Source organism: Streptomyces sp. NBC_01077 (genome assembly GCF_045162855.1).
Lineage (GTDB): Bacteria > Actinomycetota > Actinomycetes > Streptomycetales > Streptomycetaceae > Streptomyces.
In genome coordinates this window covers 8,164,843-8,189,517 of record NZ_CP108669.1, presented here as the reverse complement: position 1 = coordinate 8,189,517, position 24,675 = coordinate 8,164,843, and the positions used below count along the sequence as shown (strand labels likewise).

General features: G+C 72.6%; 20 protein-coding genes and 1 pseudogene. 9 read left to right on the top strand and 12 right to left on the bottom strand.

The window, feature by feature from the left end; translation table 11 throughout:
- Positions 1 to 19 precede the first annotated feature (19 nt).
- The 3 genes from OG462_RS36905 to OG462_RS36895 all read right to left on the bottom strand — a co-directional run bounded on the left by OG462_RS36905 (position 20) and on the right by OG462_RS36895 (position 4,807).
- Positions 20 to 1,366: a wax ester/triacylglycerol synthase family O-acyltransferase gene (locus tag OG462_RS36905; protein ID WP_406064635.1), complete on the bottom strand. Its 1,347-nt coding sequence runs from the start codon at positions 1,364 to 1,366 to the stop codon at positions 20 to 22.
- Between the two features lie 161 nt (positions 1,367 to 1,527).
- Positions 1,528 to 3,618, bottom strand: a complete 2,091-nt coding sequence (locus tag OG462_RS36900; protein WP_406064633.1) for a SpoIIE family protein phosphatase — start codon at positions 3,616 to 3,618, stop codon at positions 1,528 to 1,530.
- 49 nt (positions 3,619 to 3,667) lie between these two features.
- Positions 3,668 to 4,807 carry a DUF6777 domain-containing protein gene (locus OG462_RS36895; RefSeq protein WP_406064631.1) on the bottom strand — a complete coding sequence of 380 codons (1,140 nt, stop codon included), beginning with the start codon at positions 4,805 to 4,807 and terminating at the stop codon, positions 3,668 to 3,670.
- 336 nt (positions 4,808 to 5,143) lie between these two features.
- Between OG462_RS36895 and OG462_RS36890 the strand changes: the two genes are divergently transcribed.
- The 3 genes from OG462_RS36890 to OG462_RS36880 are packed head-to-tail and all read left to right on the top strand — an operon-like array spanning position 5,144 to position 8,059.
- The gene (locus OG462_RS36890; RefSeq protein WP_406066860.1) at positions 5,144 to 6,061 is read left to right on the top strand and encodes a YndJ family protein; all 918 of its coding nucleotides are present in this window, start codon (positions 5,144 to 5,146) and stop codon (positions 6,059 to 6,061) included.
- Positions 6,058 to 6,609, top strand: coding sequence for a DUF1990 family protein (locus tag OG462_RS36885; RefSeq protein ID WP_406064630.1), 552 nt, complete (start codon positions 6,058 to 6,060; stop codon positions 6,607 to 6,609). Before OG462_RS36890 ends, OG462_RS36885 begins: the two co-directional genes overlap by 4 nt.
- 22 nt (positions 6,610 to 6,631) lie before the next feature.
- Positions 6,632 to 8,059, top strand: a complete 1,428-nt coding sequence (locus OG462_RS36880; RefSeq protein ID WP_406064628.1) for a lipase maturation factor family protein — start codon at positions 6,632 to 6,634, stop codon at positions 8,057 to 8,059.
- A gap of 77 nt (positions 8,060 to 8,136) precedes the next feature.
- On the opposite strand, the gene OG462_RS36875 is transcribed toward OG462_RS36880, so the two are convergent.
- From OG462_RS36875 to OG462_RS36865, 3 genes are all read right to left on the bottom strand, one after another.
- Positions 8,137 to 8,307, bottom strand: a complete 171-nt coding sequence (locus OG462_RS36875) for a hypothetical protein (protein WP_406064626.1) — start codon at positions 8,305 to 8,307, stop codon at positions 8,137 to 8,139.
- 311 nt (positions 8,308 to 8,618) lie between these two features.
- Complete coding sequence (locus tag OG462_RS36870; protein ID WP_406064624.1) at positions 8,619 to 10,103, bottom strand: SDR family NAD(P)-dependent oxidoreductase; 1,485 nt, start codon at positions 10,101 to 10,103, stop codon at positions 8,619 to 8,621.
- Positions 10,104 to 10,188: 85 nt separating this feature from the next.
- Positions 10,189 to 10,902, bottom strand: coding sequence for a (2Fe-2S)-binding protein (locus tag OG462_RS36865; protein WP_406064622.1), 714 nt, complete (start codon positions 10,900 to 10,902; stop codon positions 10,189 to 10,191).
- A 221-nt stretch (positions 10,903 to 11,123) separates the two neighbouring features.
- Between OG462_RS36865 and OG462_RS36860 the strand changes: the two genes are divergently transcribed.
- Positions 11,124 to 12,131: a DMT family transporter gene (locus OG462_RS36860; protein WP_406064620.1), complete on the top strand. Its 1,008-nt coding sequence runs from the start codon at positions 11,124 to 11,126 to the stop codon at positions 12,129 to 12,131.
- Here OG462_RS36860 and OG462_RS36855 read toward each other — a convergent pair.
- From OG462_RS36855 to OG462_RS36840, 4 genes are all read right to left on the bottom strand, one after another.
- Positions 12,012 to 13,433, bottom strand: a complete 1,422-nt coding sequence (locus tag OG462_RS36855; RefSeq protein ID WP_406064618.1) for a transglycosylase family protein — start codon at positions 13,431 to 13,433, stop codon at positions 12,012 to 12,014. The genes OG462_RS36860 and OG462_RS36855 overlap by 120 nt on opposite strands.
- A 448-nt stretch (positions 13,434 to 13,881) precedes the next feature.
- Positions 13,882 to 14,226: a GNAT family N-acetyltransferase gene (locus OG462_RS36850; RefSeq protein ID WP_406064617.1), complete on the bottom strand. Its 345-nt coding sequence runs from the start codon at positions 14,224 to 14,226 to the stop codon at positions 13,882 to 13,884.
- Positions 14,227 to 14,254: 28 nt separating this feature from the next.
- Positions 14,255 to 14,704: an aspartate 1-decarboxylase gene (gene panD / locus OG462_RS36845; protein ID WP_406064615.1), complete on the bottom strand. Its 450-nt coding sequence runs from the start codon at positions 14,702 to 14,704 to the stop codon at positions 14,255 to 14,257.
- A 984-nt stretch (positions 14,705 to 15,688) separates the two neighbouring features.
- Positions 15,689 to 16,285: a TetR/AcrR family transcriptional regulator gene (locus OG462_RS36840; RefSeq protein ID WP_406064613.1), complete on the bottom strand. Its 597-nt coding sequence runs from the start codon at positions 16,283 to 16,285 to the stop codon at positions 15,689 to 15,691.
- 76 nt (positions 16,286 to 16,361) lie between these two features.
- Here OG462_RS36840 and OG462_RS36835 point away from each other — a divergent pair, with 76 nt between their 5' ends.
- From OG462_RS36835 to OG462_RS36825, 3 genes are read left to right on the top strand one after another with little or no spacing between them, the layout of a single operon-like run.
- A complete protein-coding gene (locus OG462_RS36835) occupies positions 16,362 to 17,054 on the top strand; it encodes an NAD(P)-dependent oxidoreductase (RefSeq protein WP_406064612.1) in 693 nt (230 codons plus the stop codon).
- Positions 17,051 to 17,455 (top strand): pyridoxamine 5'-phosphate oxidase family protein, encoded by a 405-nt coding sequence (locus OG462_RS36830; RefSeq protein ID WP_406064610.1) that lies wholly within the window; start codon positions 17,051 to 17,053, stop codon positions 17,453 to 17,455. The genes OG462_RS36835 and OG462_RS36830 overlap by 4 nt, the downstream gene beginning before the upstream one ends.
- Before the next feature lie 34 nt (positions 17,456 to 17,489).
- Positions 17,490 to 18,401: a haloalkane dehalogenase gene (locus OG462_RS36825; protein ID WP_406064608.1), complete on the top strand. Its 912-nt coding sequence runs from the start codon at positions 17,490 to 17,492 to the stop codon at positions 18,399 to 18,401.
- Between the two features lie 105 nt (positions 18,402 to 18,506).
- Here the strand turns inward: OG462_RS36825 and OG462_RS36820 are convergent.
- Positions 18,507 to 19,196 (bottom strand): annotated as a pseudogene (locus OG462_RS36820) (PP2C family protein-serine/threonine phosphatase); the annotation flags it as partial.
- 173 nt (positions 19,197 to 19,369) lie between these two features.
- Between OG462_RS36820 and OG462_RS36815 the strand changes: the two are divergent.
- The gene (locus tag OG462_RS36815) at positions 19,370 to 19,777 is read left to right on the top strand and encodes a hypothetical protein (RefSeq protein ID WP_406064606.1); all 408 of its coding nucleotides are present in this window, start codon (positions 19,370 to 19,372) and stop codon (positions 19,775 to 19,777) included.
- Positions 19,778 to 19,829: 52 nt separating this feature from the next.
- Here the strand turns inward: OG462_RS36815 and OG462_RS36810 are convergent, their stop codons facing one another.
- Positions 19,830 to 21,938, bottom strand: coding sequence for a CHAT domain-containing protein (locus OG462_RS36810; RefSeq protein ID WP_406064604.1), 2,109 nt, complete (start codon positions 21,936 to 21,938; stop codon positions 19,830 to 19,832).
- Between the two features lie 66 nt (positions 21,939 to 22,004).
- On the opposite strand from OG462_RS36810, the gene OG462_RS36805 reads away from it, so the two are divergent.
- A complete protein-coding gene (locus tag OG462_RS36805) occupies positions 22,005 to 24,614 on the top strand; it encodes a CHAT domain-containing protein (protein WP_406064602.1) in 2,610 nt (869 codons plus the stop codon).
- The last annotated feature ends 61 nt before the right edge of the window (positions 24,615 to 24,675 follow it).

Genomic DNA, 24,675 nt, shown 5'->3' with positions numbered 1-24,675 from the left:
GGGCCCTTTCGGGCACGGCCTACGGCGTGTCCGGCGGGTCCAGGAGGTCGAGTTCGACCATGAGCGCGTCGGCCAGCGCGTCGAGGTCGGGGACGGCCTCTCCGTCGGCGACGAGGCCGATGTGGACCTGGCCGCCGTACGGGGACATGGCGACGGCGAGGGACTGTCCACGGGCCAGCGGGGCCATGGGGAAGAGCGCGCGCAGCGGCGCGCCGCCGAGGGAGAGTGCGGAGCGGGGCAGCGGCACCTGGGTGACCAGGAGGTCGAAGAGGAGCCGGGCGGCGCCGGCGGCGAACGGGGCGCCGAAGCGGTGGGCGAGCGGTGGCAGTTGGTCGGCGAGGAGGGCGACGGCCCCGGCGCCCCTGAGGGGACCCGCGGCCTTGTTGCGGTCCATGGCGCTCCGGACGGCCGCGAGCCGGGCCGCCGGGTCGGCCTCGGTGACCGGCAGGTCGAGGAGGTAGCCGGACAGGCTGTTGCCGGGGCCGGGCGGGGAGCCGGGGCGGCGTCGGGAGACGGGGACGAGGGCCCGGGGGTCGGCGCCGGGGAGGGGCAGCCCGCGCCCGTCGAACCAGCGGCGGAGGGCTCCGGCGACGAGGGCGAGGAGGACGTCGTTGGCGGTGCCGCCCGTGCTGCGGCGGATCCGGTGGACACGCTCCAGGGGCAGGGTCGCGGTGGCGATCCGGCGGGTCCCGCTGGACTCGGCGGCGAGTGCGGCGGTGGGCCGTCCGTCGAGGCGGCTGGCGCGGACGACGGAGGCGCCGACCTCGACGGCCCGGCCGAGGTCGCCGAGCCGGTCGCGGGCCATGCCGAGGAGCCGTCCGGGGCCGGGGAGCGAGGAGCGTGGGGGTACCGGCCGGGCGCGGCCGGCGGGTCGACGTCCGGCGGCGATCTCGTCGAAGATCCCGGCGCCGATGGCGACGGCGCGCATGCCGTCGGCGAGGGCGTGGTGGAGTTTGACGAGGACGGCGAAGGAGCCGTCGGGGGCGCCGCTGAGCAGGTACATCTCCCAGGGCGGCAGGCCGCGGGCGACGGGCCGTTCCATGAGTTCGGCGGCGAGCCGGGCGGTCTCGGCGGGGAAGTCGGCGCCGGCGAGGGTGATCTCGTGGACGTGGTTGCGTACGTCGAAGTCCGGGTCGGCGCTCCAGGCGGCGCCGCCGACGGGGAGCAGAACGTCACGGACGCGCATCCGGAGCCGGGGAACGGCGGCGGCGCGGCGGGCGAGGAGGTCGAGGAGGTCCGGCGGCTCGTGGCCGTTGCCGGTGGGGGCGGGGCCGAAGTGGGCGAGTGCCCCGAGGTGCAGGGGGTGCGCGGTGGATTCCAGGTGCCAGAAGGCCAGGTCTAGCGGTGCCAGTAGCTCGCTGCTCACGGGTGTCCTCAGGTACGTGCTGCGCGGAGAGCCGGGAGCACGAAGTCAATCGCGACCGACAGTTACGTTCAAGTACGATCAGTGCACGCTCAGTTAACACTGCGAGTCTTCCACCAACACCCTCGGCCTGCTGTCTAGAGTGTCATCCCTCTGTAACGGGCTCAGTTCTCCACGGTGAATTCGCACCACACGCACTTGCCGCCGCCTCGCGACTCCACGCCCCAGACGTCGGAGATCCGGTCGACGAGCAGCAGCCCCCGCCCCGACACGCCCGCCTCCCCCGCCTCACGGCGCCGGGGCAGCGCGCTGGAGCGGTCCTCGACCTCCACCCGGAGCCGCCGTTCGGCCCCGCCTAGGATCCTCAGGGTCACGATCGCCCCGCCGTCGGTGTGCATCAGCGCGTTGGTCATCAGCTCGTCGGCGACCAGCTCGATCTCGTCCGCCCGCTCCTCGGCCCCCCAGGCCCGGACGGCGGCCCTGATCATGTGCCGGGCCGAGCTCAGCGCCTCGGGGTCGTTCTGGGCCACGTGCTGCTGGAAGCGCCCGGCTCCGTGGCCGGCGGACGCGCTCTGGCGACGCAGGAGCAGAATCGCCACATCGTCCTCGCCGCCCCGGTCGGCGACCACGTCGCAGAGGTGGTCGGCGAGCTCCTGGAGGTCGGCGGGCCCGCGCCGGACGAGGGCGGAGAGCCACTGGAGGCCCTCGTCGAGGTCGGAGCCGGGCTTCTCGACGAGACCGTCGGTGTAGAGCATCAGGGTCTGCCCGGGGTCCACTTCCAGCGTGGTCACCGGATAGTCGAGCCGGCCGAACTCGGCCGAGAGTCCGAGCGGCAGTCCGCCCTCCACCGGGAGTCTGCGGCAGCGCCCGTCCATCTCACGGAGCAGCGGGTCGACATGGCCGGCGCGCACCACCTGGACGACTCCGGTGCCGAGGTCGACCTCCGCGTACGTGCAGGTGGCGAAACGTTCGGTGTCGAGTTCGTGCAGGAAGACGGAGGCGCGGGCCATCACCGTGGCCGGGGTGTGCCCCTCGGCGGCGTACGCGCGCAGCACGATCCGCAGTTGGCCCATGACGGCCGCCGCGTGGGTGTCATGGCCCTGTACGTCCCCGATGACGGCGCCGACCCGCCCGCCGGGCAGCGGGATGATGTCGTACCAGTCGCCGCCGATGTCCCGGCCGAGGCGGGCCGAGCGGTAGCGGACGGCGGTCTGCGCGCCGGGCACCTCGGGGATGCGGCGCGGCAGCATCGCCTGCTGGAGGCCCTCGGCAAGGTCGTGCTCCTGCTCGTACAGCATGGCCCGCTGGAGGCTCTGGGCGATGCTGCTGCCGAGGGCGACGAGCAGCGTCCGCTCGTCCTCGCTGAAGCCGGTCTTGTCGCTGTAGAGGAGTCCGAGCGCGCCGATGGGACGGGCCTGGGCGATGAGCGGCAGATAGGCGGCGGCGGTGATGCCGAGTCCGCTGATGTGCGGCCAGAGGACCGGGAAGGAGGCGGCGAAGTCCCGCGGCGAGTCGATGAACCGGGGCCGCAGGGTGCGGATCACCTCGCTCATCGGGTACGGCTCGTCCACCCGGGTGAATCGGGTGCCCGGCACGAAGGCGCCCTCGGGGCCCTCGGCGACCAGATGGATCCGGCCCGCGTCGAGGAGGCCCATGACGAGGCTCGCGGCGCCGAAGTGTTCGAGCGCGTGCGAGTCGTTGAGCAGGTCGATGACGTCCTGCACGGTCCGCGCGTAGGCGAGGGCGGCGGTGGTGCCCTCGACGACACCGGCGCGCTGACGCCGTCCCTCGTCGAGGCCGAGCCGGGCGGCGGACTCGGTGAGTTCATGGGTGGCGTCACGGACGACTCCGACGATCCGGACCGGGCGGCCGGTGTCGTCGCGGTGGACGAGCCCCTGGGTGTGGGTCCACTGGTGGCTGCCGTCGCGCCGCCGGATGCGGAAGTACGCGCCGTACTCCTCGCTGCCGTCCTTGAGCGCCTGGGCGACCAGGGTGTCGAGGCGGCGGCCCTCGTCCGGCAGGACCCGCGAGCCGAGCGACTCGGGGCGGTCGTCGTACTCCGCGCGGTCCAGGTCGAAGACGTCGAGGGCGGCATCATCCATGATCATCGTGCCGCTTGCGAGGTCCCAGTCGAAGCCGCCCATCCGGAAGGCGGAACCGAACGCGGCCAGGATCCTGGCGGCGCCGACGCCCCTTCCCTCCGGGGCGCGGCTGAGCCGCTCGACCGCTTCCCCACCCCCGTTGCCCGCGTTCATGGGGCCACGCTAGGCGCAGCCCCGCCCGTGCGCACCATGAAGATCCGTTTCACCCCTCGAAGGTCTCGGGCTGATCCGGGACCGCTTCGGCGGGGAAGAGCTCCTCCGGCGGCAGCTCGCCGTCCGGCACGGTCGGCTCGGCGTACGGGTCGGGGTCCGGCTCGGTGTGAGGGTCCGGGTAGGGATCCGCGTCGGGTACGGGGTACGGGCCGGGGTCGGCCGGGGTCGGGTCGGTACCGGTGCCACCGGAGGCGTCGGGAAGCGGGCTCTCCGGGGCCGGGGGGACGGGAGCGGGCGGGACGGGGGCCCGGGAGGGGGTGTCCGGGGAGGTGCGGCGGTCCGGGGCGCTCGGGTCGGGCGTGGCGGCGTCGGGGCTGGCCGGGTCGGGCGTGGCGGCGCCGGCCAGGGCGCAGGCGTCGGGGTCGCAGTCCGGCTCCACGGCGGGCTTGCGGTCCTCGGCCCCGTCGCTGCCCGTGGCGCGCTCGATCCAGCTGCGGTCGGCGGCGTTCACGATGACCAGGCTGGTGACGACGGTGGTGGTCGGCAGGACGACGATCACGCGGTCGGGGTCGAAGCCGTCCCAGGGGTCGCCCTGGTGGACGCCGTCCCGGGCCGCCGCCGGGGTGCGGAGCGGGTTGCCGCAGGCGCAGCGGACGCGCGGGGAGCCGTACTGGTCGACGAGGACCGCCGTACCGGTCTGGAGGACGGACTGGAAGGCCTTGGCCCTGCCCTGGCGGTAGCCGTGGTTGGTGACGCGGGCGTCCGCGCGCAGGACGACGGGGGTCAGCCCGCGCAGCCAGTCGGCGACGCTGGTCTCGGGGATGCCGGCGGCCTCGGCGAAGACGCGGGTCCTGTCCTGGTCGGCGGCGAGGTACGAGACCTGCTGTTCGACGTCACAGCTGCCCTCCGCGCGCGTGCCGCCATAGAGACCGGGGGTGGAGCCGGTGACCTCGCGGACCTGTTCGGCGTCGGGGTTCGGGGCCCGGCCCGGGGAGGACACCTGCGCGGTGGTCCGGGCCGTGGACGCGGTGAAGGGGTCGGGGCCCTGCGCGGCGACCGGCTGGAGGAAGACGTCCTGCGCCGAACCGGCCGCGGCCGGCTGGGCGCCGCCGCGGGACCCCTCCCAGACGGAGGTGCACCCCGCGAGGAGGAGGGAGGCGGTGAGCGCCGCGAGCGCGGAGCGGGTCACGGCGTTCGTGGTCGTGCGGGGGGCGACCGGGCGAGTCGCGCGGGGATCGACCGGGTGGGTCGCTCGGGGAGCGGCGGGGTGGGTCGCGCCGGGAGCGGCGGGTGTTCGCCGCGTCCGGCGGAGGGCTGAGCGCACCTGGTTCTCCCGCTTTCTCTCCGCCGGGCCACGGCGCCCGGTTCCGGCCAGTCCTTCATGTCTGTCGCAGCGGGCCGGGGCCCGCAAGCCAAGGGCGGCCGACCGGGTCGGCGAACCACACTTGAACACGTTCAAGAAAGGCCCTACGCTCGGACTCGCCAGTTGAACACGTTCAAGTGGGGGTGGTGGCACATGACCGCGCTGTCGGTCCTGGTGGGCTCGGTCGTGACGATCGGGATGTTCTGGGTGGTCCCGACGGGGCTCGCGCTCCTCGACGGCCCCCGGCCACCCGGCTGGGACGCGCTCCGGCGCGCCTGGCCGCTGTTCGCCGCCCCCGGCGCCCTCGCCCTGTGGCTGCCCCGCTCCGGACTCTCGACCGGGCTCGCCGCCGTCTACGCCCTCGCCACGCTGGCGCTCGCGCTCCAGGCCCCGGCCCGCCTGATCCTGACCCGCTCCCTCGCGCCGGGCGAAGTCGCCGTCCTCACGTCCCTCGTCGCGCCCTCCGTCGCCGGTCTCGCGCTCGTCGCCGAACGGGCCTCGTACCCGCTCTTCGGCTTCGACCTGGACATCCTGGCGCTGACCGTCCCGCACTTCCACTTCGCGGGCTTCGCCGCCGCCCTGGTCACCGGTCTCCTCTGCCGTGTCTCCGACGGCCCCACCGCCCGCTTCGCCGCGCTCAGCGTCCCCGCGGGCACCCTGCTCGTGCTGCTCGGCTACTTCGTCGACGACTGGGCCGAGCTCGCCGGGGCCGTCGTCCTGACCGCCGGCATGACGGCGGTCGCGGTCCTGACCCTGCGCGAGCGCCGTGCCCTGGCGGCCGACCGGCTCACCCGGGGACTCCTCGCCCTCTCGGCCCTGGTCCTCTTCGTCACCATGCTGCTGGCGCTGAGCTGGGCGCTCGGCGAGGCGACCGGCCTGCCGCACCTCGACCTGACGTGGACGGCCGCGACCCACGGCCTGGGCAACGCCCTGGGCTTCGCGGTCTGCGCGCTGCTCGCCCACCGCCGGATCCGCTCGGACCGCACGCCCCCGCCCCCGCCCCCTGCGACGAACCTCGCGTCCCCTTCTCTCACGGCCCCTTCTCTCACAGCCCGCCCGCGAACGGAGCTTCCGGCATGACCCGCCTCATGAACAGCCTGTCCCGGCCCGACCGTCCCCGCCCGACCCTCACCTACCGCGAGGTCGGCGCCACGCGGACTCCCGCGGCCCTCCCCGAGGGCTACCACCACCTCCGGCACAGCGCGGTCGTCGGCCACGGCCGCGCCGCCTTCGAGGCCGCCGGAGCCGCCGTCACCACCTGGCGGATGCACCGCGCCACCGGGGCGCGCGTCCTCGCCGACGCCGACCGCGCCGAGCCCGGCGTGACCATCGAGGTGTCGGCGGGCCTCGGCCCGCTGCGGCTCGGTGTCCCCTGCTCGGTGATCTGGACGGCGTACGAGGAACAGCGCATCGGCTTCGCCTACGGAACCCTCACCGGGCATCCGGAGTGCGGCGAGGAATCCTTCATGGTCCACCTGGAACCCGACGGCACGGTCCGGTTCGCGGTCACCGCCTTCAGCCGCCCCGCCGCCTGGTACACCCGGCTCGGCGGCCCCGTGGTCCCCGTGCTCCAGCGGGCGTACGCGCGTCGCCTGGGCCGGACCCTGCGGCGTCTCGTCAGGACGTGATCCCGGGCCGATACTGGAAGCGATGGAGTGGTTCACCGCACCCGACCACTGGCTGAGCCGGATCGTCTTCCAGCGGGGCCTCGCCGGGCTGTACTGCGTGGCGTTCCTATCGGCAGCCCTGCAGTTCCGGGCGCTGATCGGGGAGCGCGGCATGCTCCCGGTACCGGAGTACATGCGCAGGACCCGGCCCCGCTCCACCCCGTCGCTCTTCCACTGGCGCTACTCCGACCGGCTCTTCGCGAGCGTCGCCTGGTCCGGCGCCGCGCTCGCCCTCGCGCTCGTGGCGGGCGCGGGGGACGCCGTACCGCTGCCGGTGTCGATGCTGTTCTGGCTGCTGCTCTGGGCGCTGTACCTGTCGATCGTGAACGTGGGCCAGACCTGGTACGCCTTCGGCTGGGAGTCGCTGCTCCTGGAGACCGGGTTCCTTGCGGTCTTCCTCGGCAACGACGACACGGGGCCGGCGGTCCTCGTGCTGTTCCTGCTGCGCTGGCTGCTCTTCCGGGTCGAGTTCGGCGCCGGGCTCATCAAGATCCGCGGCGACCCCTGCTGGCGCAATCTGACCTGCCTCTACCACCACCACGAGACCCAGCCGATGCCCGGCCCGCTGAGCTGGTTCTTCCACCGTCTGCCGCGTCCGCTGCACCGGGTGGAGGTGGCGGCCAACCACGTCGTGCAGCTGCTCGTACCGTTCCTGCTGTTCACCCCGCAGCCGGTGGCCACGGTCGCGGCCGGTCTGATGGTGGCGACCCAGTTGTGGCTGGTGCTCTCCGGCAACTTCGCGTGGCTGAACTGGATCACCATCGTGCTCGCCCTGTCCGTCGTGGACGCCTCCCCCGTCACCGGCGAGCACCCCCAGCCGGATCCACCGCTCTGGTACGTGGTCGTGGTCGTGGCGGCCACCGTGTCCGTCCTGGTACGGAGCTACCGCCCGGTGCGCAACCTGCTCTCCCGGAACCAGGCGATGAACCGCTCGTACGACCCCTACCACCTGGTCAACACGTACGGAGCGTTCGGCACGGTCGGCCGGATCAGGGACGAGATCGTCGTCGAGGGCACCGACGACCCGGTGCCGCACGCGGGCACGGTGTGGCGGGAATACGGCTTCAAGGGCAAGCCCGGCGATCCGCGCCGGCTGCCCCGGCAGTTCGCCCCGTACCACCTGCGCCTCGACTGGCTGATGTGGTTCGCGGCGCTCAGCCCGGGGTACGCGCGCGACTGGTTCGGTCCGTTCGTCGAGCGGCTGCTCGACGGCGACCGGGACACGCTGCGGCTGCTCGCCCACAACCCCTTCCCCGGGGCGCCGCCGACCTTCGTCCGCGCCCGGCTGTACCGGTACCGGTACACGACCTGGCGCGAGCTCCGTACGACCGGGGCCTGGTGGCACCGGACGCTCGTACGGGAGTACCTGCCGCCGATCCGGCTGCGGGAACGGGCGGAGGGACCTCGCTGAACTCCTTGCCGAGCGCCGAACGCGCCGGTACCCCCGGCCGCGAACGGCGGCCGGGGGTACCGGGGTGAAGCAAGGGATCAGTCGATACCGGGCAGAATGTGGGGCTCGGCGAGGTCGTCCTCGTAGCCCGCGAGCCGGATCGGGGCCGCGTGGGCCCAGACTTCGAGGCTCCCCAGCTCGCCGTTCCTGCGCGGCCGGTCGTTGGGTTCGGCCGGTCGCGGTTCCTGCTTCGTCAGTTCGGGTGTCACCGCGCACTCCTCTGTGTCGCGTACCTGTAGGACAAGTGCCGGTCGGTCGCGGTGGCGCCGTTCGTCGGGCAGGACCGCGGCCTTGGTGGCAGGCCAGTCCCTGGAAGGCCGTGAGGATGGTGTGTCTCCTCGGTGGCCGACCGTGAACATCAGAGTAACCAAATGAGCACGTCCGCGCTCTACCGGGCTCCGAAGTGTGACGCGATCGGGTGAACCGAGCCGAAAAAGCGCCCCACCAGGCCGGTGGGGCGCTCTTGTCAGGACGGCGGGAACAGCATTTCTGCCGCTTGGGGGCGGTTTCTGCCGTTGGGCTACCAGTTCGCCTGGGCGTAGTCCTTCAGGAAGCAGCCGTAGAGGTCCTCGCCGTCCTCACCACGCACGATCGGGTCGTAGACGCGGGCCGCGCCGTCGACCAGGTCGAGCGGGGCGTGGAAACCGGCCTCGGCGAGGCGCAGCTTGTCGAAGTGCGGACGCTCGTCGGTGATCCAGCCGGTGTCGACCGAGGTCATGAGGATGCCGTCGGTCTTGAACATCTCCTCGCCGCTGGTCCGCGTCACCATGTTCATCGCGGCCTTGGCGGCGTTGGTGTTCGGGTGCCCCGCCCCCTTGTAGCCGCGGCTGAAGACGCCCTCCATGGCGGAGACGTTCACGACGTAGGAACGCCCGCTGGCGGCCTTCTTCGCGGCCTCGGCCATCACCGGACGCAGCTTGCTGATGAGGATGAACGGCGCCGTGTAGTTGCACAGCTGGGTCTCGAGCAGCTCCACCGGGGAGATCTGCTCGATGCTCTGCACCCAGGTGTTGGAGTCGACGACGTCCGGCACGAGGCCGCCCGCGTCGATGGCGGTGCCGTCGAGGTGCCGGGCGATGCTGGCGTTGCCCGCGACCAGGGCGAGGTCCGCGACCTGCTGGGCGTCGAGGTCGCTCACGCCGGCGGGCAGCGCGGCCGCGCCGCCGAGCTCGCCGACCGCGCCGGAGTTGAAGGCGCCGATGACGTGATGGGCGGGCAGCTCACCGGCGGGCAGCGGGGCGCTCTCGCCGTCGACCAGGGCGGCGTACGCGGACGGCAGCCGGCGTACGGTCTGCGTCGCGTTGTTGATCAGGATGTCCAGCGGCCCGGCGTCGGTCATCTGGTCGGCGAGGGCCACGGCCTGGGCCGGGTCGCGCAGGTCGATGCCGACGACCTCCAGACGGTGCATCCAGTCCGCGGAGTCGTCCATCGCCTTGAAACGACGGATCGCGTCCTTGGGGAAGCGGGTGGTGATGGTGGTGTGGGCGCCGTCGCGCAGCAGCCGCAGCGCGATGTACATGCCGATCTTCGCCCGGCCGCCGGTGAGCAGGGCGCGCTTGCCGGTGAGGTCGGCGCGGACCTCGCGCTTGGCCCGGTTCTCGGCCGCGCACTTCTGGCAGAGCTGGTGGTAGAAGTAGTCGACCTCGACGAACCGCGTCTTGCAGACGTAGCAGGAGCGCGGACGCTGGAGTATCCCGGCGATCCGGCCTTCCCCGGTGACGGAGGAGGGCAGGATGCCCTCGGTCTCGTCGTCGATGCGCTGCGCGGAGCCGGTGGCTGTGGCCTCGGTGACCGCCTTGTCGTTGGCGGTCTTGGACGCCCGGCGCTCCTGGCGGCGGCGCTGCTTCACGGTCCGGTAGATCCCGGCGGTGGCGCGCCGGACGCGGATCGCGTCCGGGTGGTCGACGTCCAGCTTGTCGAGCTCGTCGAGGACGTCGAGGCAGACGGCCAGGCGCTCGGGGTCGACTCCCGGCCCGTAGTCCTGGTTTTCTTCGGTCACCGTCATGGCCTTCGGGTTCCTCGTTCGCTCGTACGTCGCCTTCGTGGGCTGTCGCCGTTCGTGGGCTTGTGAAACGGCAACCTCGGCAACTTTACGGAGCAGAGGGCCGCGCCTCCAAACCCGTTCGGGGGGCGTGGTCGAAGACACAGTCACCGCACAGTCCCGCACCGGGGCAGCGGTAGTAGAGGCAGCAGCTGGCGCGGCGCAGCCGGGGGCCGCGGACCGTGCCCGCGAGGTCGGGGTGGTCGAGGAGTCCGGAGACCAGGACGGCGGCCCGTTCGGCCACCTCCGGGCGGTCGTGGGCGTGCGCCCAGCGGGTCAGTTCGCGCAGGGCGCCGGCGAGGGCGGAGCCCGCGTTGCCCCAGAGCAGGCGCGGGGAGATGCGGCCGTCACGGCGCAGTGCCGCGTGGAGCGGCACGAGATGAGCCTCCTGAACGGCCGCGCGGAGCTCGTCCACGGTCGCGGGGCGGGTGTCGGAGCCGGCCCACCACAGGTCGTCGGGGGAGGTCAGCGCCCCGTCCCAGGACAGCTCGGCGGGGTCGAGGCCGGGGAAGCGGCCGTGGAGGGCGGCCGGCCCGAGCGCGGTCGACCAGAGCCGGGCCGCGAGCCCGAGGTGGGCGACGGAGGCACCGACGCGCCGCTCGGGGGCGCCCAGCCGGGCGGCGACCCGGTCCACGCGCGCGTGGAGGGGGCCGTCGTCGCCCTCGTACAGGCGCGCGAGCGGGCGGTGCGCCCCGCCGGTCTCCGGCGGGGTGGTGCGCAGGGCGAAGAATCCGCCCACCGATCGGCTCTCGGCAAGATCCACCGGTGTTCCCCCTGGTCCCTGTTCCAACGATTTCCGACCACCGTAGCGCCCGCGCCCCGGCACTCCCGGACAGCTCGAAAAAGTCGCTTTGCACCCGTTCTGACCTGGGCAGGTGTACATCTCCAGGCGTACGTGGGGGCCGCGTACTGCGCCAGGTGTACCCGCGAAGACGTCCCCTGGTACGACGACGCGATCGGCCGGGAAGAGAGATCGTGGAAGGTATGAGTCCCCTCCTGCTGTCCGTCCTCCTCGCCCTGGTCTCGGCGGTCGCCTACGCGGCCGCGGCGATCGTGCAGGAGCGGGTCGCGGCCTCCGCCGCAGGTCCGCGCTACGCGCCGCTGCGCAGCCCGGCCTGGTGGGGCTCCGTCCTGCTCAACGGCGTCGGCGCGACCCTGCACGTCGCGGCCCTCGCGTACGGACCGCTCAGCCTGGTCCAGCCGCTGGGTGCCCTCACGATCGTGTTCGCGCTGCCCATGGCGGCCCTCTTCGTCGGCCGCAGGGCCGGGTCGCGGGCCTGGCGCGGTGCCCTGATGGCCACGGTGGGCCTGGCCGGGCTGCTCAGCCTGACGACCGGTGCCGAGGCGCGGTCCCTGTCCGACGGCGACCGGTGGCTGCTCGCGGGCTGCACCTTCGCCGTAGTGGCCGTGCTGTTCACGGCCGCGCACCTGGTGGGCAGGTCCGTGCTGCGCAGCGTCGTCCTGGCCGCCGCGGCGGGTGTCTCCTTCGGCATCGCCTCGGTCTTCACGAAGTCGGTGGCCGAGGAGTGGACGCCCGGGGCGCCGCTCGCCGAGTGGACCGCACTCCTCGTGCTCTCGGCGCTCGCCGTGACCGGCCTGCTCCTGTCCCAGGCCTCGTACCGGGGCGCGGGGCTCGCCGCCCCGCTGGCCACCGTCACGGTGGTCAACCCGGTGGTCGCCGCGGCCGTGGGCCTGACCCTGTTCGGCGAGAGCTTCCGCTACGGCACGGCGGGCACCGTCGCCGCGCTGATCAGCGGCGCGGTGGCCGCGGGCGGCCTGGTCCAGCTCACGCTCGACCGGATGACTGTGCCGGCCGAGTCGCTGTCGGCGTCAGATCAGGGGCGTGAGCCGGACTCCGGACCAGGGGCGGGGTCAGAGGGAGACCCCGCGCGCCCTGAGGTAGGCCAGGGGGTCGATGTCGGAGCCGTACCCGGGACCCGTCCGAACCTCGAAGTGAAGATGCGGTCCCGAGCTGTTGCCGGTCGATCCTGAGCGCCCGATGCGCTGACCGGCGGTGACCCGCTGGCCCTCGCGGACGGCGAGCGCGGAGAGGTGCGCGTACTGGCTGTAGCGGCCGTCGTCGTGGCGGAGCACGATCTGATAGCCGTACGCGCCGCCCCACCCGGCGGAGACGATCCGCCCCCCGGCCACGGCCTTGACGGAGGTGCCGGTGGGCACGGGGAAGTCGACGCCGGTGTGGTAGCCGCTGGACCAGGAGGAGCCGGGCTTGCCGTAGCGGGTGCCGATGTCCGCGGAGACGGGGGCGGCGTAGCGGTTCTCCGCCGCGGCGGGCGGCCGCGGCGTGGAGGCGGGCCGGGGAGCGGGTTTCGTCCGGGGCTTGGGCGTCTGCTTCGCGGCGGGCTTGGGCGTCTGCTTCGCCGCCGGCCTGGTGCTCGGCTCGGCCGTCGGTCGCGACTCGGGCCGGGCGGTCGGCTTCGATGCGGGCTTGGCCGCCGGTGGGGCCACGGGCCTGGTCACGGCCTTCACAGGCGGCTTCGTCGGCGGCTGCGCCGCGGGCCGGGTGCGGGGCACGGTGGCCCGGGCGGAGGGCTTGGCCGGGGGCGTCGTGGCCGTGGGGGCCTTCGTCGGGGGCTTCTTCGGGGCGGCGATGCGCAGGGTCAGGCGCTGGCCGGGGTGGATGAGGTCGGGGTCGTCGCCGACGACGGGCCGGTTCGCGTCGTACAGGCGCTTCCAGCCGCCCTGGACCCGCTCGTCGCGGGCGATCTTCGACAGCGAGTCGCCGGGCGTCACCGTGTACATCTCGCGGACGGTGGGGACGGCGGTCGGACCGACGTTCCTGGCCGGCTGCGCGGGTAAGGCGCGCTGCCCGGGCAGGGAGGCGGTGCTTGCCGCGTTCCCTCCGCCGGACGCCTTCGTCGTCGCCGTACCGCCGGGGGTGACGTCCGGGGCGCCGCCGCCCCGGGCGAGCCCCGCACCGGGGCCGCAGGACGGCCAGGCGCCGGGCCCCTGCCCCTTCAGGACGCGCTCGGCGATCGCGATCTGCTGGTCCTTGGAGGCGAGGTCGGCGCGCGGCGCGAAGTGCGTGCCGCCGTAGGCCTCCCAGGTGGACTGGCTGAACTGCAGACCGCCGAAGTAGCCGTTGCCCGTGTTGATGCGCCAGTTGGAGGTCGACTCGCAGGCCGCGACCTTCTCCCAGACGTCGAGCGAGGCGGCCTGTACGGTGCCCGCGCCGATGAACGGCAGCGCCATTCCGGCGCCTCCCGCGGTGACGGTGAGCGAGGCACGGTTGATCCGGCTCGGCTGGTGGCGGCGGTGACGTCCGCGTACGGCCATGGGCCCCCCTTGAACACAGCAGCAGCCGTCCAAGTTAGGGGTGGCGCACGCTCCGTGACAAGGGATACGCGAAAGCCCAAGGCCCTTCTGTCACCTTCCCGTTGACGCCGGACGACGACCGGCGGGACCCGGCTCGGGCTGAGGCTCGGGTTCCGGTACGGGTCCGCCGGGCTGCGGCGCCGGGCTCGGATCGGGTTCCGGAGGGACCGGGACCGGGTTCGGCGGGGGGACCGGCGGCGGTGAGGGAACCGGCGGGGGAATGGGCGAGGGGGGCAGCGGATCGGGGTACGGGTGGGTCATCACGGACCTCTCGGTCGACGGGTTCGTCCCCCTCCAGGGTGGCCCGACGGGCGCTGCGGCGCCCGCCGGATCCCGTCCTTCGGGTCATCCCCGACCACGCGGGCCGGACATGCCGCAGGGCCGGTCGCGTCCCCCGGTCAGCAGGCGGTCACCACAGGCCCGGGGTGGCTTTGAGCTGGAGCTTCGCCGCGCGGACCGCGTCGGACGGCGCGACCGGGGCCTCGTCCGGGTGACGTGCGGCCCATTTCGCGGCGTACGGGCAGAGCGGCACGACGGGCACGCCCGCACCGGCGGCGATCGTGTAGAACTCGCGTACGAGCGCCCCGGCGATCCCCTTGCCCTCGTGGCCGTCCTCGACGACGGTGTGCACGGCGACGAGCGCGTGGGGCTCGGCCTCCAGGACGAAGTAGACGATGACACCGACATGGATGTCGTCCTCGAACGCCTCAAGACGTCCGTTCGCCCGGTCGTCACGCATCTTCAGCTCGGCCATGCGGTGGCGCTCCCTCGGCTGGGATCGGTCAGATCTGCACCGGTACGGGCGCAGACGCGGACGCGGGCACGGTGTGCGGGCCGCGCACCGTGTCGCTCCCGGGGACGGGCGCGGACGCGTCGGTCCCCAGCTCCACGATGCGGTTGTCGCCGTCGACGTGCACGACGCGCGGGACGAACGTCCGTGCCTCCGCGTCCTCGACCTGCGCGTAGCTGATGAGGATCACGAGGTCGCCGGGGTGCACCAGGTGGGCGGCGGCGCCGTTGATCCCGATGACGCCGGATCCGCGCTCGCCCTCGATGACATAGGTCTCCAGGCGGGCCCCGTTGTCGATGTCGACGATGTGCACGAGTTCGCCGGGCAGCAGGTCGGCCGCCTCCATCAGGTCGGCGTCGACGGTGACCGAACCGACGTAGTGCAGGTCCGCCTGGGTCACGGTCGCCCGGTGAATCTTGGACTTGAATATCGTTCGCATCATCGAGGTACTCCTGGACATAGGCTCCCTGCCTGCGTTTTTGCAGGTCAAGGGCTGTTTGCTCACCCTACAACGAGTCGCATGCTCGGTCAGCTTTCCCCGGGTTCTTCAGGACTCACGCTGACCACTTGCCGACTTCCCTGACATGTCATCAGGTAGCGCTAGGGGACTTCGCCCGCTCTCCCTGGCTCCACCGCAGCGACCCCACAAGCCTACGCAGCACTCCTCGAAGAGCCCTCGTGATCGTCGTCACCCCGACAGTACGACGACGACCACGACGTGCACGAGGGCCCTGTCACCGGGCAAGAACCCTCGAAGCAGCGCAGCTGCCCATCAGCGAATCCCGGTTCAACAAAGCCGACGGCTCTCGCAACCATGACCATGGCTCGTCCGGCGTCTCTCTGCAACGACACCAGGCGAGTGTCCAAAATCTTCGAAATCCGGCCAGAACAGAACGCGACCAAACACTGCGCCTAGCCTCAGGCCAGCATCAAGGAGCCGTCTCCCCCATGGAACCGCAGCCCCGCCCCTCCGACAACAGCCGACCCCGTAGGCGCCAGCCTGTCGAGCCCGTCCTCATGGACACTTCCGAGGTCGCCACGATGCTCAGCATGTCAACGAGCTGAGTCTTCAGGGAGGCGTCAAAACTGGGCTTGAAGGGGTACAAGCTCGGCCGAGGAAAGAACGCCAAGGTCCTGTACAAGAGGGCTGAGATCTTCAAATGGCTGGAGCAACAGAAGGTCCATACCTCAGCGTCATGATGTGAGGCCTATTCGCCCCGGGCTCCCTCTCCGGCCCATCTGTGTTCGCCTCTCCGAGCCGCACGGAGGTGCCGCCGGCAGGGACCGTCAGGGCGCATCCACTACCTGGCCCTGTCCATGAAAACGGGTTCTGGCTCAACCTCTGCAAAGTCCCTACTCGCTGTAACTGCTACGCCCCTGGTCCCACTGATCCGTTTCGTCTCCCCATGGGCGCCCCGAGCAGCCGTCACGCGGTGCGCGGCCGTGGGGTCAGGGCCGCGCGGAGTGCCGGGGTCAGTACGCGGCGCGTCTCGGACGGGGTGAGGGTGGCGGGGGTGGGGAGCGGGTTGAGGTAGCGGGTGTAGATGAGGCCGCCGAGGATGGTCACCACGGCCGTGGCGCGGGCGGTCGCTTCCCGACCGCCGAGAAATTCAACAAGCCGGGCCAGCAACTCGTGTTCCAGGTACTCGCGGATCACCTCCGCGGCCTCGTCGCCCTGCTCGGTGAGCCGCCGGAAGTCGGCGTCCTCCCACAGATCCGTCACTGCGTCGATCAGACGGCCGGGGAGTGTGGCCGGGTCGCCGCCCAGGACGTCCTCCACCGCGAGCGCGTTGGCGCACTGGAACTGCATCACGTCCGCGAACAGGCCCTTCTTCGAGCCGAAGTGATAGGCGATCAGCGCGGGGTCGACCCCGGCGACCCCGGCCACCGCACGCAAGGTGGTGCGCCGGTAGCCGCGCTCCAGGAAGAGCGCACGGGCCGCCGAGACGATCGAATCGCGGGTCGGCGGGTTGCCTCGGGGGCGGCCTCGGGTGCGGGCGGGGGCAGGGGCGGCGTTATTCATCAGCGTTGAGCCTGCGTTTCGTGATCGGCACAGTCAAGGGCGTTCCGACAATCACACGAAGGGATCACCCGGCATCATGCGTATCGCAGTCTTCGGCGCCAACGGACCGACCGGCCGCCACCTCACCGACCAAGCCCTCGCCGCCGGCCATGAGGTCGTGGCCGTGACCCGCCGGCCCGGCTCCCTCCCCGCGCGGCCCGGTCTCACCGTGGCCGTCGCCGACGCCACCGATCCGGCTGCTGTCCACGCCGCGCTCGGCGGGACAGACGCCGTCCTGTCCGCGCTGGGTGCACGCTTCAGCAAGGAGACCATCACCACGTACTCGGCGAGCGCGACGGCCATCACCGAGGGCATGACCCGCCACGGCATCAAGCCGCTCCTCGTCGTCAGCTCCAGCATCGCCGACCCGAACTGGCGCCCCACCGGCGCGCACTTCTTCAACCACGTGCTCGACCCGCTGGTGAACCGGCGTCTCGGCCGCACCCTCCACGAGGACATGCGTCGCATGGAGGCCGAGATCCGCGCCACGGACCTCGACTGGACCCTCGTACGGCCCTCGGGCCTCTTCGAGCACTCCGCCGTCACGGACTATCGCACTGCCGAGACCAGCGCCGACGGCGTCTTCACCGCCCGCTGCGACCTCGCCGCGAGCATGCTGCGCGAGCTGGAGGAGCGGCGGTACGTCCGAACGGCCATGGGCGTCATCACCACGGCAGTGAAGCCGAACATCGCCAAGCTGATCTGGAACGAGGGCGTGAAAAAGAAGTGAGCCGGACGACCATCGAACTCACGGGCGGCATCCAGGGGTTCCTCACCCGCCCCCACACGGCCACCCTGACCACCCTCCGCCCCGACGGCACCCCGCACGTCACCCCCGTCCGCTTCACCTTCGACGCGGCCACCGGCCTGGCCCGCGTAACCACCCGGGCGGGAGCCCGCAAGGCCCACAACGTGGCAGCAGCCGGCCCGGTGGCCCGTGTCGCGCTCTGCCAGGTGGACGGCGTGCGCTGGGCCACCCTGGAAGGCCGGGCCACCGTCACCGACGACCCCCTGCACCTGGCCGAGGCGGTCCGCCGCTACACCGCCCGCTACCGAGCGGCCCCGCCCGCCCCACCGGACCTGACCGTCATCGAGATCGCCGTCGACCGCGTCCTGAGCCTCAACCTCTGACTCCCGGCACGAGTCCCCGATACGCATTCCCCCGTTGAATTCCCCGAATCACCGAAAGCGAAGTGACACTGCCATGCCCACCATCCCCGTACTCGACTCCACCCTCCACTACCGCGAGTCCGGCGACCCCGACGGACTGCCGTTCGTCTTCCTCCACGGCAACCCCACCTCCTCCCACCTCTGGCGCAACGTCCTGCCGGGCGTGGCCGCGCCCGGTCGCCGCCTTCTCGCCCCCGACCTCATCGGCATGGGCGACTCCGGGAAGCCCGACCTCGCCTACTCCTTCGACGACCACGCCCGCTACCTCGACGCCTGGTTCGACGCCCTCGGGCTCGACGAGGCCGTCCTCGTCGGCCACGACTGGGGCGGCGCCCTCGCGTTCGACCGCGCCGCCCGCCTCCCGGGCCGCGTCCGTGGCCTCGCCTTCACCGAGACGATCATCAAGCCGCTCGTCGGCGACGAATTCCCGGCAGCCGGGCGGGAGCTGTTCACCCTCCTGCGCGCCCCCGGGGTCGGCGAGGAGATGATCCTGGAGAAGGCGCTGTTCATCGAGGGGCTCCCGGGCACGCTCGCCACCCCGCTCGACCCCGTCGACCTGGATGTCTACCGCCGCCCGTTCCCGACCCCACAGAGCCGCCGTCCGGTCCTGGCGTGGACGCGCATGATGCCGCTGGACGGCGAGCCGGCCGACGTCGTGGCACGCATCGAACGCTACGACGCCTGGCTGGCCGCCAGCCCCGAAACCCCCAAGCTGCTCGCCGCGTTCGAACCGGGACCGGGCGCGATGACCGACCAGCGCGCGGTGGCCTGGTGCGAAGAGAACATCGCCGGCCTGGAGATCTCCCGCCACGGGGTCGCCGGCCACCACTCCCCGGAGGACCGCCCCGAGGAACTGGCCGCGGCGATCAACGACTGGGCCGACCGCCACGGGCTGACGCGCCGGTAGGCCGAGTGCCGGCCGCGAGGCCGACCTGGCGCGGCCGAGGACCCAGTGGCGAACGGCGGTTGGGCCGTGCGGCGTTCTGCCCCGTGGCAGCGGGGCGCCCGTGCCTCAGTCGAGGGTGGCGAGATGATCGGCGTCGCCGCCACGCCACTCGATCAGGAAGATCGTCGCGTCGTCGCTGGTGACGCCGCCTCGTTCCTGTTTCAGGGCGTGGGAGAGCGCGCGCACCACCGTCCGCACCGCCGTGTGGTTCTGACTGGCTCGGTTGGTCAACTCGATGACTTGCTCCTCACCGAACTCTTCCCCACCGGGTTGATGCTCTTCGAGCAGGCCGTCGGTGAAACACAGCAGCCGGTCCTCGGGCTGCAGCATCCGCTCGCTGACCACCGGCTCCTCACCACGGAAGCCGACCGGCAACGTGGTCGGGCTCTCCAACCGGTCCACCACGGCGCGGCCACGGATCAGGAACGGCGCTGGGTGGCCGGCATTGACCCATTGCAGTCGGCCCGTAGAGATGTTCAGACACATCATCTGCGCGGTGACGAAGTGGTCGTGGCCGAACTGCTCGTTGATGGCCCTGTCCATGAACGCATACACCTGGGGCAGTCCGATGTTGGCCCGTCGCGCGTGACGGTAGGCGCCGATCGCCACCGTCGCCATGGTCGCCGCGTCCAGGCCGTGGCCCATTGCGTCGATCATGGCCACATGAAGGATGTCGCCGCTGAGGGCGTAGTCGAAACTGTCGCCGGCCACGTCGTACGCGGGCTCGAGGATGCCGGCCACTTCGACCTGCGGAACACACGGGCGTTTCATCACTCTACAGCGGACCCGGATCCCGCCCCGGTTCGACCGTGACGCGAGATGCAGGGTACGGAACGGTCCGGCGGGCCGCACCGAGAGCCTGGTCACGCCGGTAGTTTGTCCCGCGTACCGCCGCGAGGTGGCGGCGGACGGCGAAGTGAGGAGCACAGGTGCAGGTTTCGATGCTCAGCCTCTGGGGCGCCGGGGCGTTCGGCGCGGTCATCGGGTGGATCGCCTACCGGACCCTGCGGCGCGCGGCCGACGGGTCGAAGATCGCCGATCTCGTCACGGTGGTCGCGGCGTTGGGCGGCGGGGCGGTCGTCAACACCCAGTTCGCCGAGCCGGATCTGTTCGCCGCGTACGGCCTCGGGCTGTTCGCCGGCTTCTTCCTCTACTTCGTCGTCGGTCTGCTGATCGACCGGTCCGAGCGCAAGGCGAAGGCGCACCCACGGGCGCAGGTCCCCGCACAGGCGTCGGCGCCCGCGGGTGCCGACGCCCCCGTGGAGGCGTCGGCGCTGGAGGCGTCGGCAGGGGCCGACACCGGACCGCAGACCTCCCGCTGGATGGGCACCCCCTGATCGGCCGCGGCCCCGCGCCGGGGCATCCCTTGATCGGCTGTCCCGCGCCGGGTCAGCCGGTGGAGCGCAGCCTGAGCGCGGCGGAGCAGTAGGCCGTGTACGCGAGCCCGAGGACGTTTCCCTTGCGCAGCAGCTCCATCCGGACGCGGTGCAGGGCGGGACCGACCTCCTCCCCCGCGAGCAGCAACTTCCAGAAGCCCTCGGCGAACTCACTGGCGAGGCCCTGGTCCACGGTGATCTCGGTGCCGATGACGCCGGAGGCGTGGAGTCCGGTGAACGTGTCGACGAAGCCGAGCCAGGCGCTGGGGTCGTGGTCGGCGGTGTGACAGCCATTGAGGAAGACGAGCGGCGCGCGCTCCTCCCACCGGGCCCATCCCTCGGCCACGGCCCAGGCGTCGAGGTCCTGGGGGACGATCCGGTCGGCGTGTCCGATCTCCAGGACCGTCGGGCCGGCGTACTCGGTGTCATCCTCGGGCCGGCGCCCGTGCCCGTAGAAGTACAGGCAGTCTCCCGGGTCGTCGACCAGCGCCCCGCGAAGGGTTGCGATCCGGTCGTACACGCCCACCCGGCCGAACCCCGATCCCACCAGCGTGAGATGACGTTCCGCCAGTTCTCCGTCGAGACGGTTGCTCCGTGCCACGGTCAGGGCGGGGGCGGCTCCCGAACGGCCGGCGGTCAGCCTCAGGCGACGCCCGCGCGGGACGGACGGGGGCTGTTCGATGAAGTGGCGATAGCCCCAGAACCCGTACGGGCAGAGCGCGTTGAGGCCGTGGTTCGGCTCGGCGGGGCAGGAGCGGGCCGATCCGTCCTGTGCGACCTGCTCCCATCCGGGGGCGCAGAGCTCCAGGCTCGCCCCGCTCTCGACGGGAATGTCGTACAACAGGCCCCAGGGGAAGACCAGATGCCTGAGTTCCTCGCGGCAGATCTGGATCTCGGCGGGTTCCCTCAGTACGCGGCTCAGCGCCTCCCGCTCGGTCCGGCCTCGCGCGATCATCTGGAGGAAGGTCCAGCCGAGCTTGGCGAGCTTCGTCATGTCCTCGATCAGGGCCGCGCGCGGCTTGCCGTTGTCGGGGTCGAGCACGTTCACCGGCCGCCGGTCCGCCCCCTCGCCCTGCCACACCGCGTGACAGTCGTAGAGCGCGGCCCGCGCCTTCTTCAGGACGTCGCGCACCTGGTGGTCGCTGAGCCAGAACGTGGCGACCGGGCCGTCCTGCGCGGTGACGTCGAGGCTCATCGTGCCGTCGGGGAGACAACCGACCCGGACCGCCGCTGTGCGTTCGGGCAGATCGGCGAGTTCCGCGAATCCGGAGGTGAGGGTGTAGTCGACGAAGGCCCTCGTGGCGCCGCCCGGACTCTCCCGGGCGGCGACCCGGGTGGTCAGCGTCACCGACTGAAGCTGGTTGCCCCGGTAGGCCACGAAGACCCTCATGCCGGCCGGACCCGGCTCGTCCGGGGCGGTGAACGGAATGTACAGGTGCCGGCCCCGGTGCTCCGGCTCGCAGTGATGCCGCCCACCGGGCGGGCAGGGGCACACCCAACTGGCGCCCTTCAGCGGCAGATAGAGCGCTCGGGGCTTCGCGGGGAAGGCGAAGTCGTCGCTGATGACGGTGACTTCGAGCCAGTCCCCCTTGCCGTCGTCGTCCTCGTGGGGAAGCCGACGGTCGGGAAAGGGCTCAGCCTGCCCCGCGAGCAGGCTCTCCCCGGACTCCTCTCCGATGTCCAGACGCAGTTCGTACCGCTGTCGCGAGGCGAGGCCACGGTCGTCGGGCACGGTGCGGCGGGAGGTGGGCCACACGATCGCGAGGTTGAGGAAGCGGTCCTCCTCGACGGGGGTGGGTGAGGTGTCGGGCCCGGCCTTGGCCGGTGGGACACTCCCGAGAACGACGTCGTCGGGGATGCCGCGGAAGTCCTCACGGCGCAGGTCGCGGAAGAGTTCGAACGTCTTCCTGGCGCCCGCGTAGTGACTCAGGACCTCGTCGAACTCGATGTCGAACTCGTCCTCGTCGTGCCCCTCCTCACGGAGGAGCTCCTCCCAGAGCCGCCGGGCTTCGTCTTCCAGCTCCGGTCTGTTCCACAGCGAGGAGGCGCGCAGAGTGCGCAGTTCCTCCTCCCGCTCACAGCATGCCTCCCACGCGTACGTGTTGTCGTGCTGCACGGTCATGCCTCCGTCGTTCCGCGTCTGCCGGTGGTGTCATTCTGGAGCCGACACCGACGCGGGGAGCAACGGGTGGAGAAGGAAGCGGACATCGCGGTGCGGTTGGCGTGGCACGGCGCGAGAGTCACCTCGGTCGTCCTCGAGAACGGCCTGCCCGCCCACGGGGCGGCGCCCGCACGGCCCGTGGGCCGGACGAGCTTCGCCCCCTGGGACCGTGACGTTCCCCCCGGCACGGCCGAGTTGCTGGCGAAGGTGCTCTTCCCCCCGCCCGTACGCCACCTCGTCGCCGACCGGACCGCGCCCCTCGGCCCCCGGCGGTACCTGCGGATTCGGCTGCTGCTGCCGGACGTCGAGGAGCTCGGGCCGTACGACCTCGGGACACTGCGCTGGGAGGCGGTGCGGGTGCCCTCGGCCCTCGCCGGCCGTGACGCGTGGACGGCGTGGGCCGACACCCTGGAGCTGCCGCCGGACGGGGGCACCCCGTTGGGGCGCCACCCCTGGTTCACCCTCGTCCGTGACGTGGTGCCGAAGCACCCGCCGTCACCCTCCGTCGGGGCCGCGCCGGGGCTCGTAACGGTCGCCGACGCCACGTCCGTCCACGGCGCGATCACGACGCGGGGCGGCCGGGCGGCGACGGTGCCCGAGCCGGCGCCCGGGGCGCTCGGGGACGCCGACGGGCGGCGGGTCGAGGCCGCTGTGCGCGATTCACGGCTCACCGCGCGCGCCGTGGACTCCCCCGCCACGGCGGAGGCGATCCGGCAGACCCTCGCGGGCGGCGCGCAGGTGTTCTACTTCGGTGGTCACCACGTCGCCGGTGGTCTGGTCGTGGGCGACTCTCCGGGTGGTGGGGGTGCCGCCTGGCTCGACGTGGACGTGCTGTCCGCGTGGCTGAGGGACGGCGGGGTCGGGCTCGCGGTGCTGATGGCCTGCGACTCGGCCGGGCCGTCGGACACCGGGCCGACGGGCTCCGCGGACAGTACCCCCGTGGGCCGCCCGGGAGGCGCCTCCCACGGGGAGGAGCCCGGCGGCTCCGCCGCGGAGCGGCTCGTCCGGGCCGGTGTCCCCCATGTCGTCGCCGTCCAGGGGAAGGTGAGTCATGATCAGGCGGCGAGATTCGCCGGACGGTTCTTCACCGCGCTCGTCGGCGGGCTCGACATCGACCTCGCCCTGCGGGAGGGAACGGAGGCTCTTGAGGGTGCCGCCGCCGTGCCCGTCCTGTACGCCCGGCACGACAGCGCGCGACTGGCGGTCGGGCTCCTGCCCACCCTCCGGCCCGCACAACTGGCACCCGTGGCCCATCGGATGCCGATCGGCGGCGGAACGGCGCTCACGCTGCCGGACGAGCGGCACCGGGTCCAGCTCGACGTCCGCTGGTGCCTGGCCGAGCGGCCCGTGCGGGACGTCCTGGCCGATCCCGGGGCCGACGACCTGCCCACTCCGCTGACCGAGGCGGAGTGGGTCCTGCTGCGCGCCCGCGGCGCGAAGGGGCTCCCCCACGAGGATCTGCGCCGCTGGTACGTCCACGATGTGATCGCCGGCCGGCTCCCCGGGACGGAGGCCGAACTCCGGGTCGCCGTCTCACCGGCGTACACCGGGCTTCCCCCCGAGAGCCACCGGGGCGTCGGGCTGGTGCTGCGCTGTCGCGCCGCCGACGTGCCCGCGGCCGGGTTCCCCGGCGCGCTCGACCGGCTGGACGGTTTCGGCTGGGACCTGCGCGCGGTCGTCCTCCAGGTGTACGGGGAACACGCGAGCGAGGTCCAGGAGGCCGCCGAGCACCTGGCGCGCACGCTGGGGAGGGACGAATACCTGGTGCGGGCCCACCGGCCGGAAGGCGATACGCCCGGCCCGTCGCGGCCGTCGCCACTTGCGGGCCTGTCGGCGCTCGGCGCCGAGGACCGGGGCGCCGGAAGGCTGCTGGAGGTGGCGCGCGCGGTGACCGATCCGGTGATGCCGGGACCGGCGCCCGCCGTCGACGTCCGGACCGTCGTCGAGGACCTGAACTCCGGTGCGGTGTGGGGGGATCCGGCCGACGAGCGCAAGGTGCTCGCCGCCGTCCGCCTGTGGTGGCCCTCGCTGTACGGCCCCCTGCTCGAAGCCTGCTCGGCCGGCCGGACCGGACCGGGCCGGGCGATGTCCCTGCGGCTCGCCGCCGACCGTGACGACGACCTCGACCGGTGGCTGAGGGCGGCCGGCGGGGACCTCCCCCTCCCGTGGCACATCGGTCCGCTCGACCGGTCGACCCCGTTCGCGGACTCCGTCGTCCTCGGCATGGTGCGGACCGGGCTGCGGGGCAACGGAGCCTTCGAGGAGTGGCTGGACGAGGCCTCCGGGGCGGTCTCCGCCGCCGTGGCCCTGCTCGAACGGCCGGAATCCCCGTTCGGCGGGCCCGACATGGAACTGCCGGAGGTCGCGGTGGCGCTCGACCGGGCGGGCGTTCTCGCGGCCGCGCATCTCAAGGACCTGGATCCTGGGGGCCGCTGGCCGGGCAGCTGGGCCCTGCTCGCACGGCGTCCCCTGACCATGGAGACCGCCGGATGGCTCTACGGCCTCGACGAGGGGCAGCGTCGCGCCCTCGGCATCGCGCCCGCGTCCGACCGGTTCGATCTGGTCTTCGAGGACCAACTCGTGGCCATTCGAGAGGCCTTCACTCCTCCCCTGCGCCACCCCGGGGCCGACGGCTGACGGCCAACGGGTGACGGCGACCGCTGACGGCTGACGGCTGACGGCTGACGGCTGACGGCTG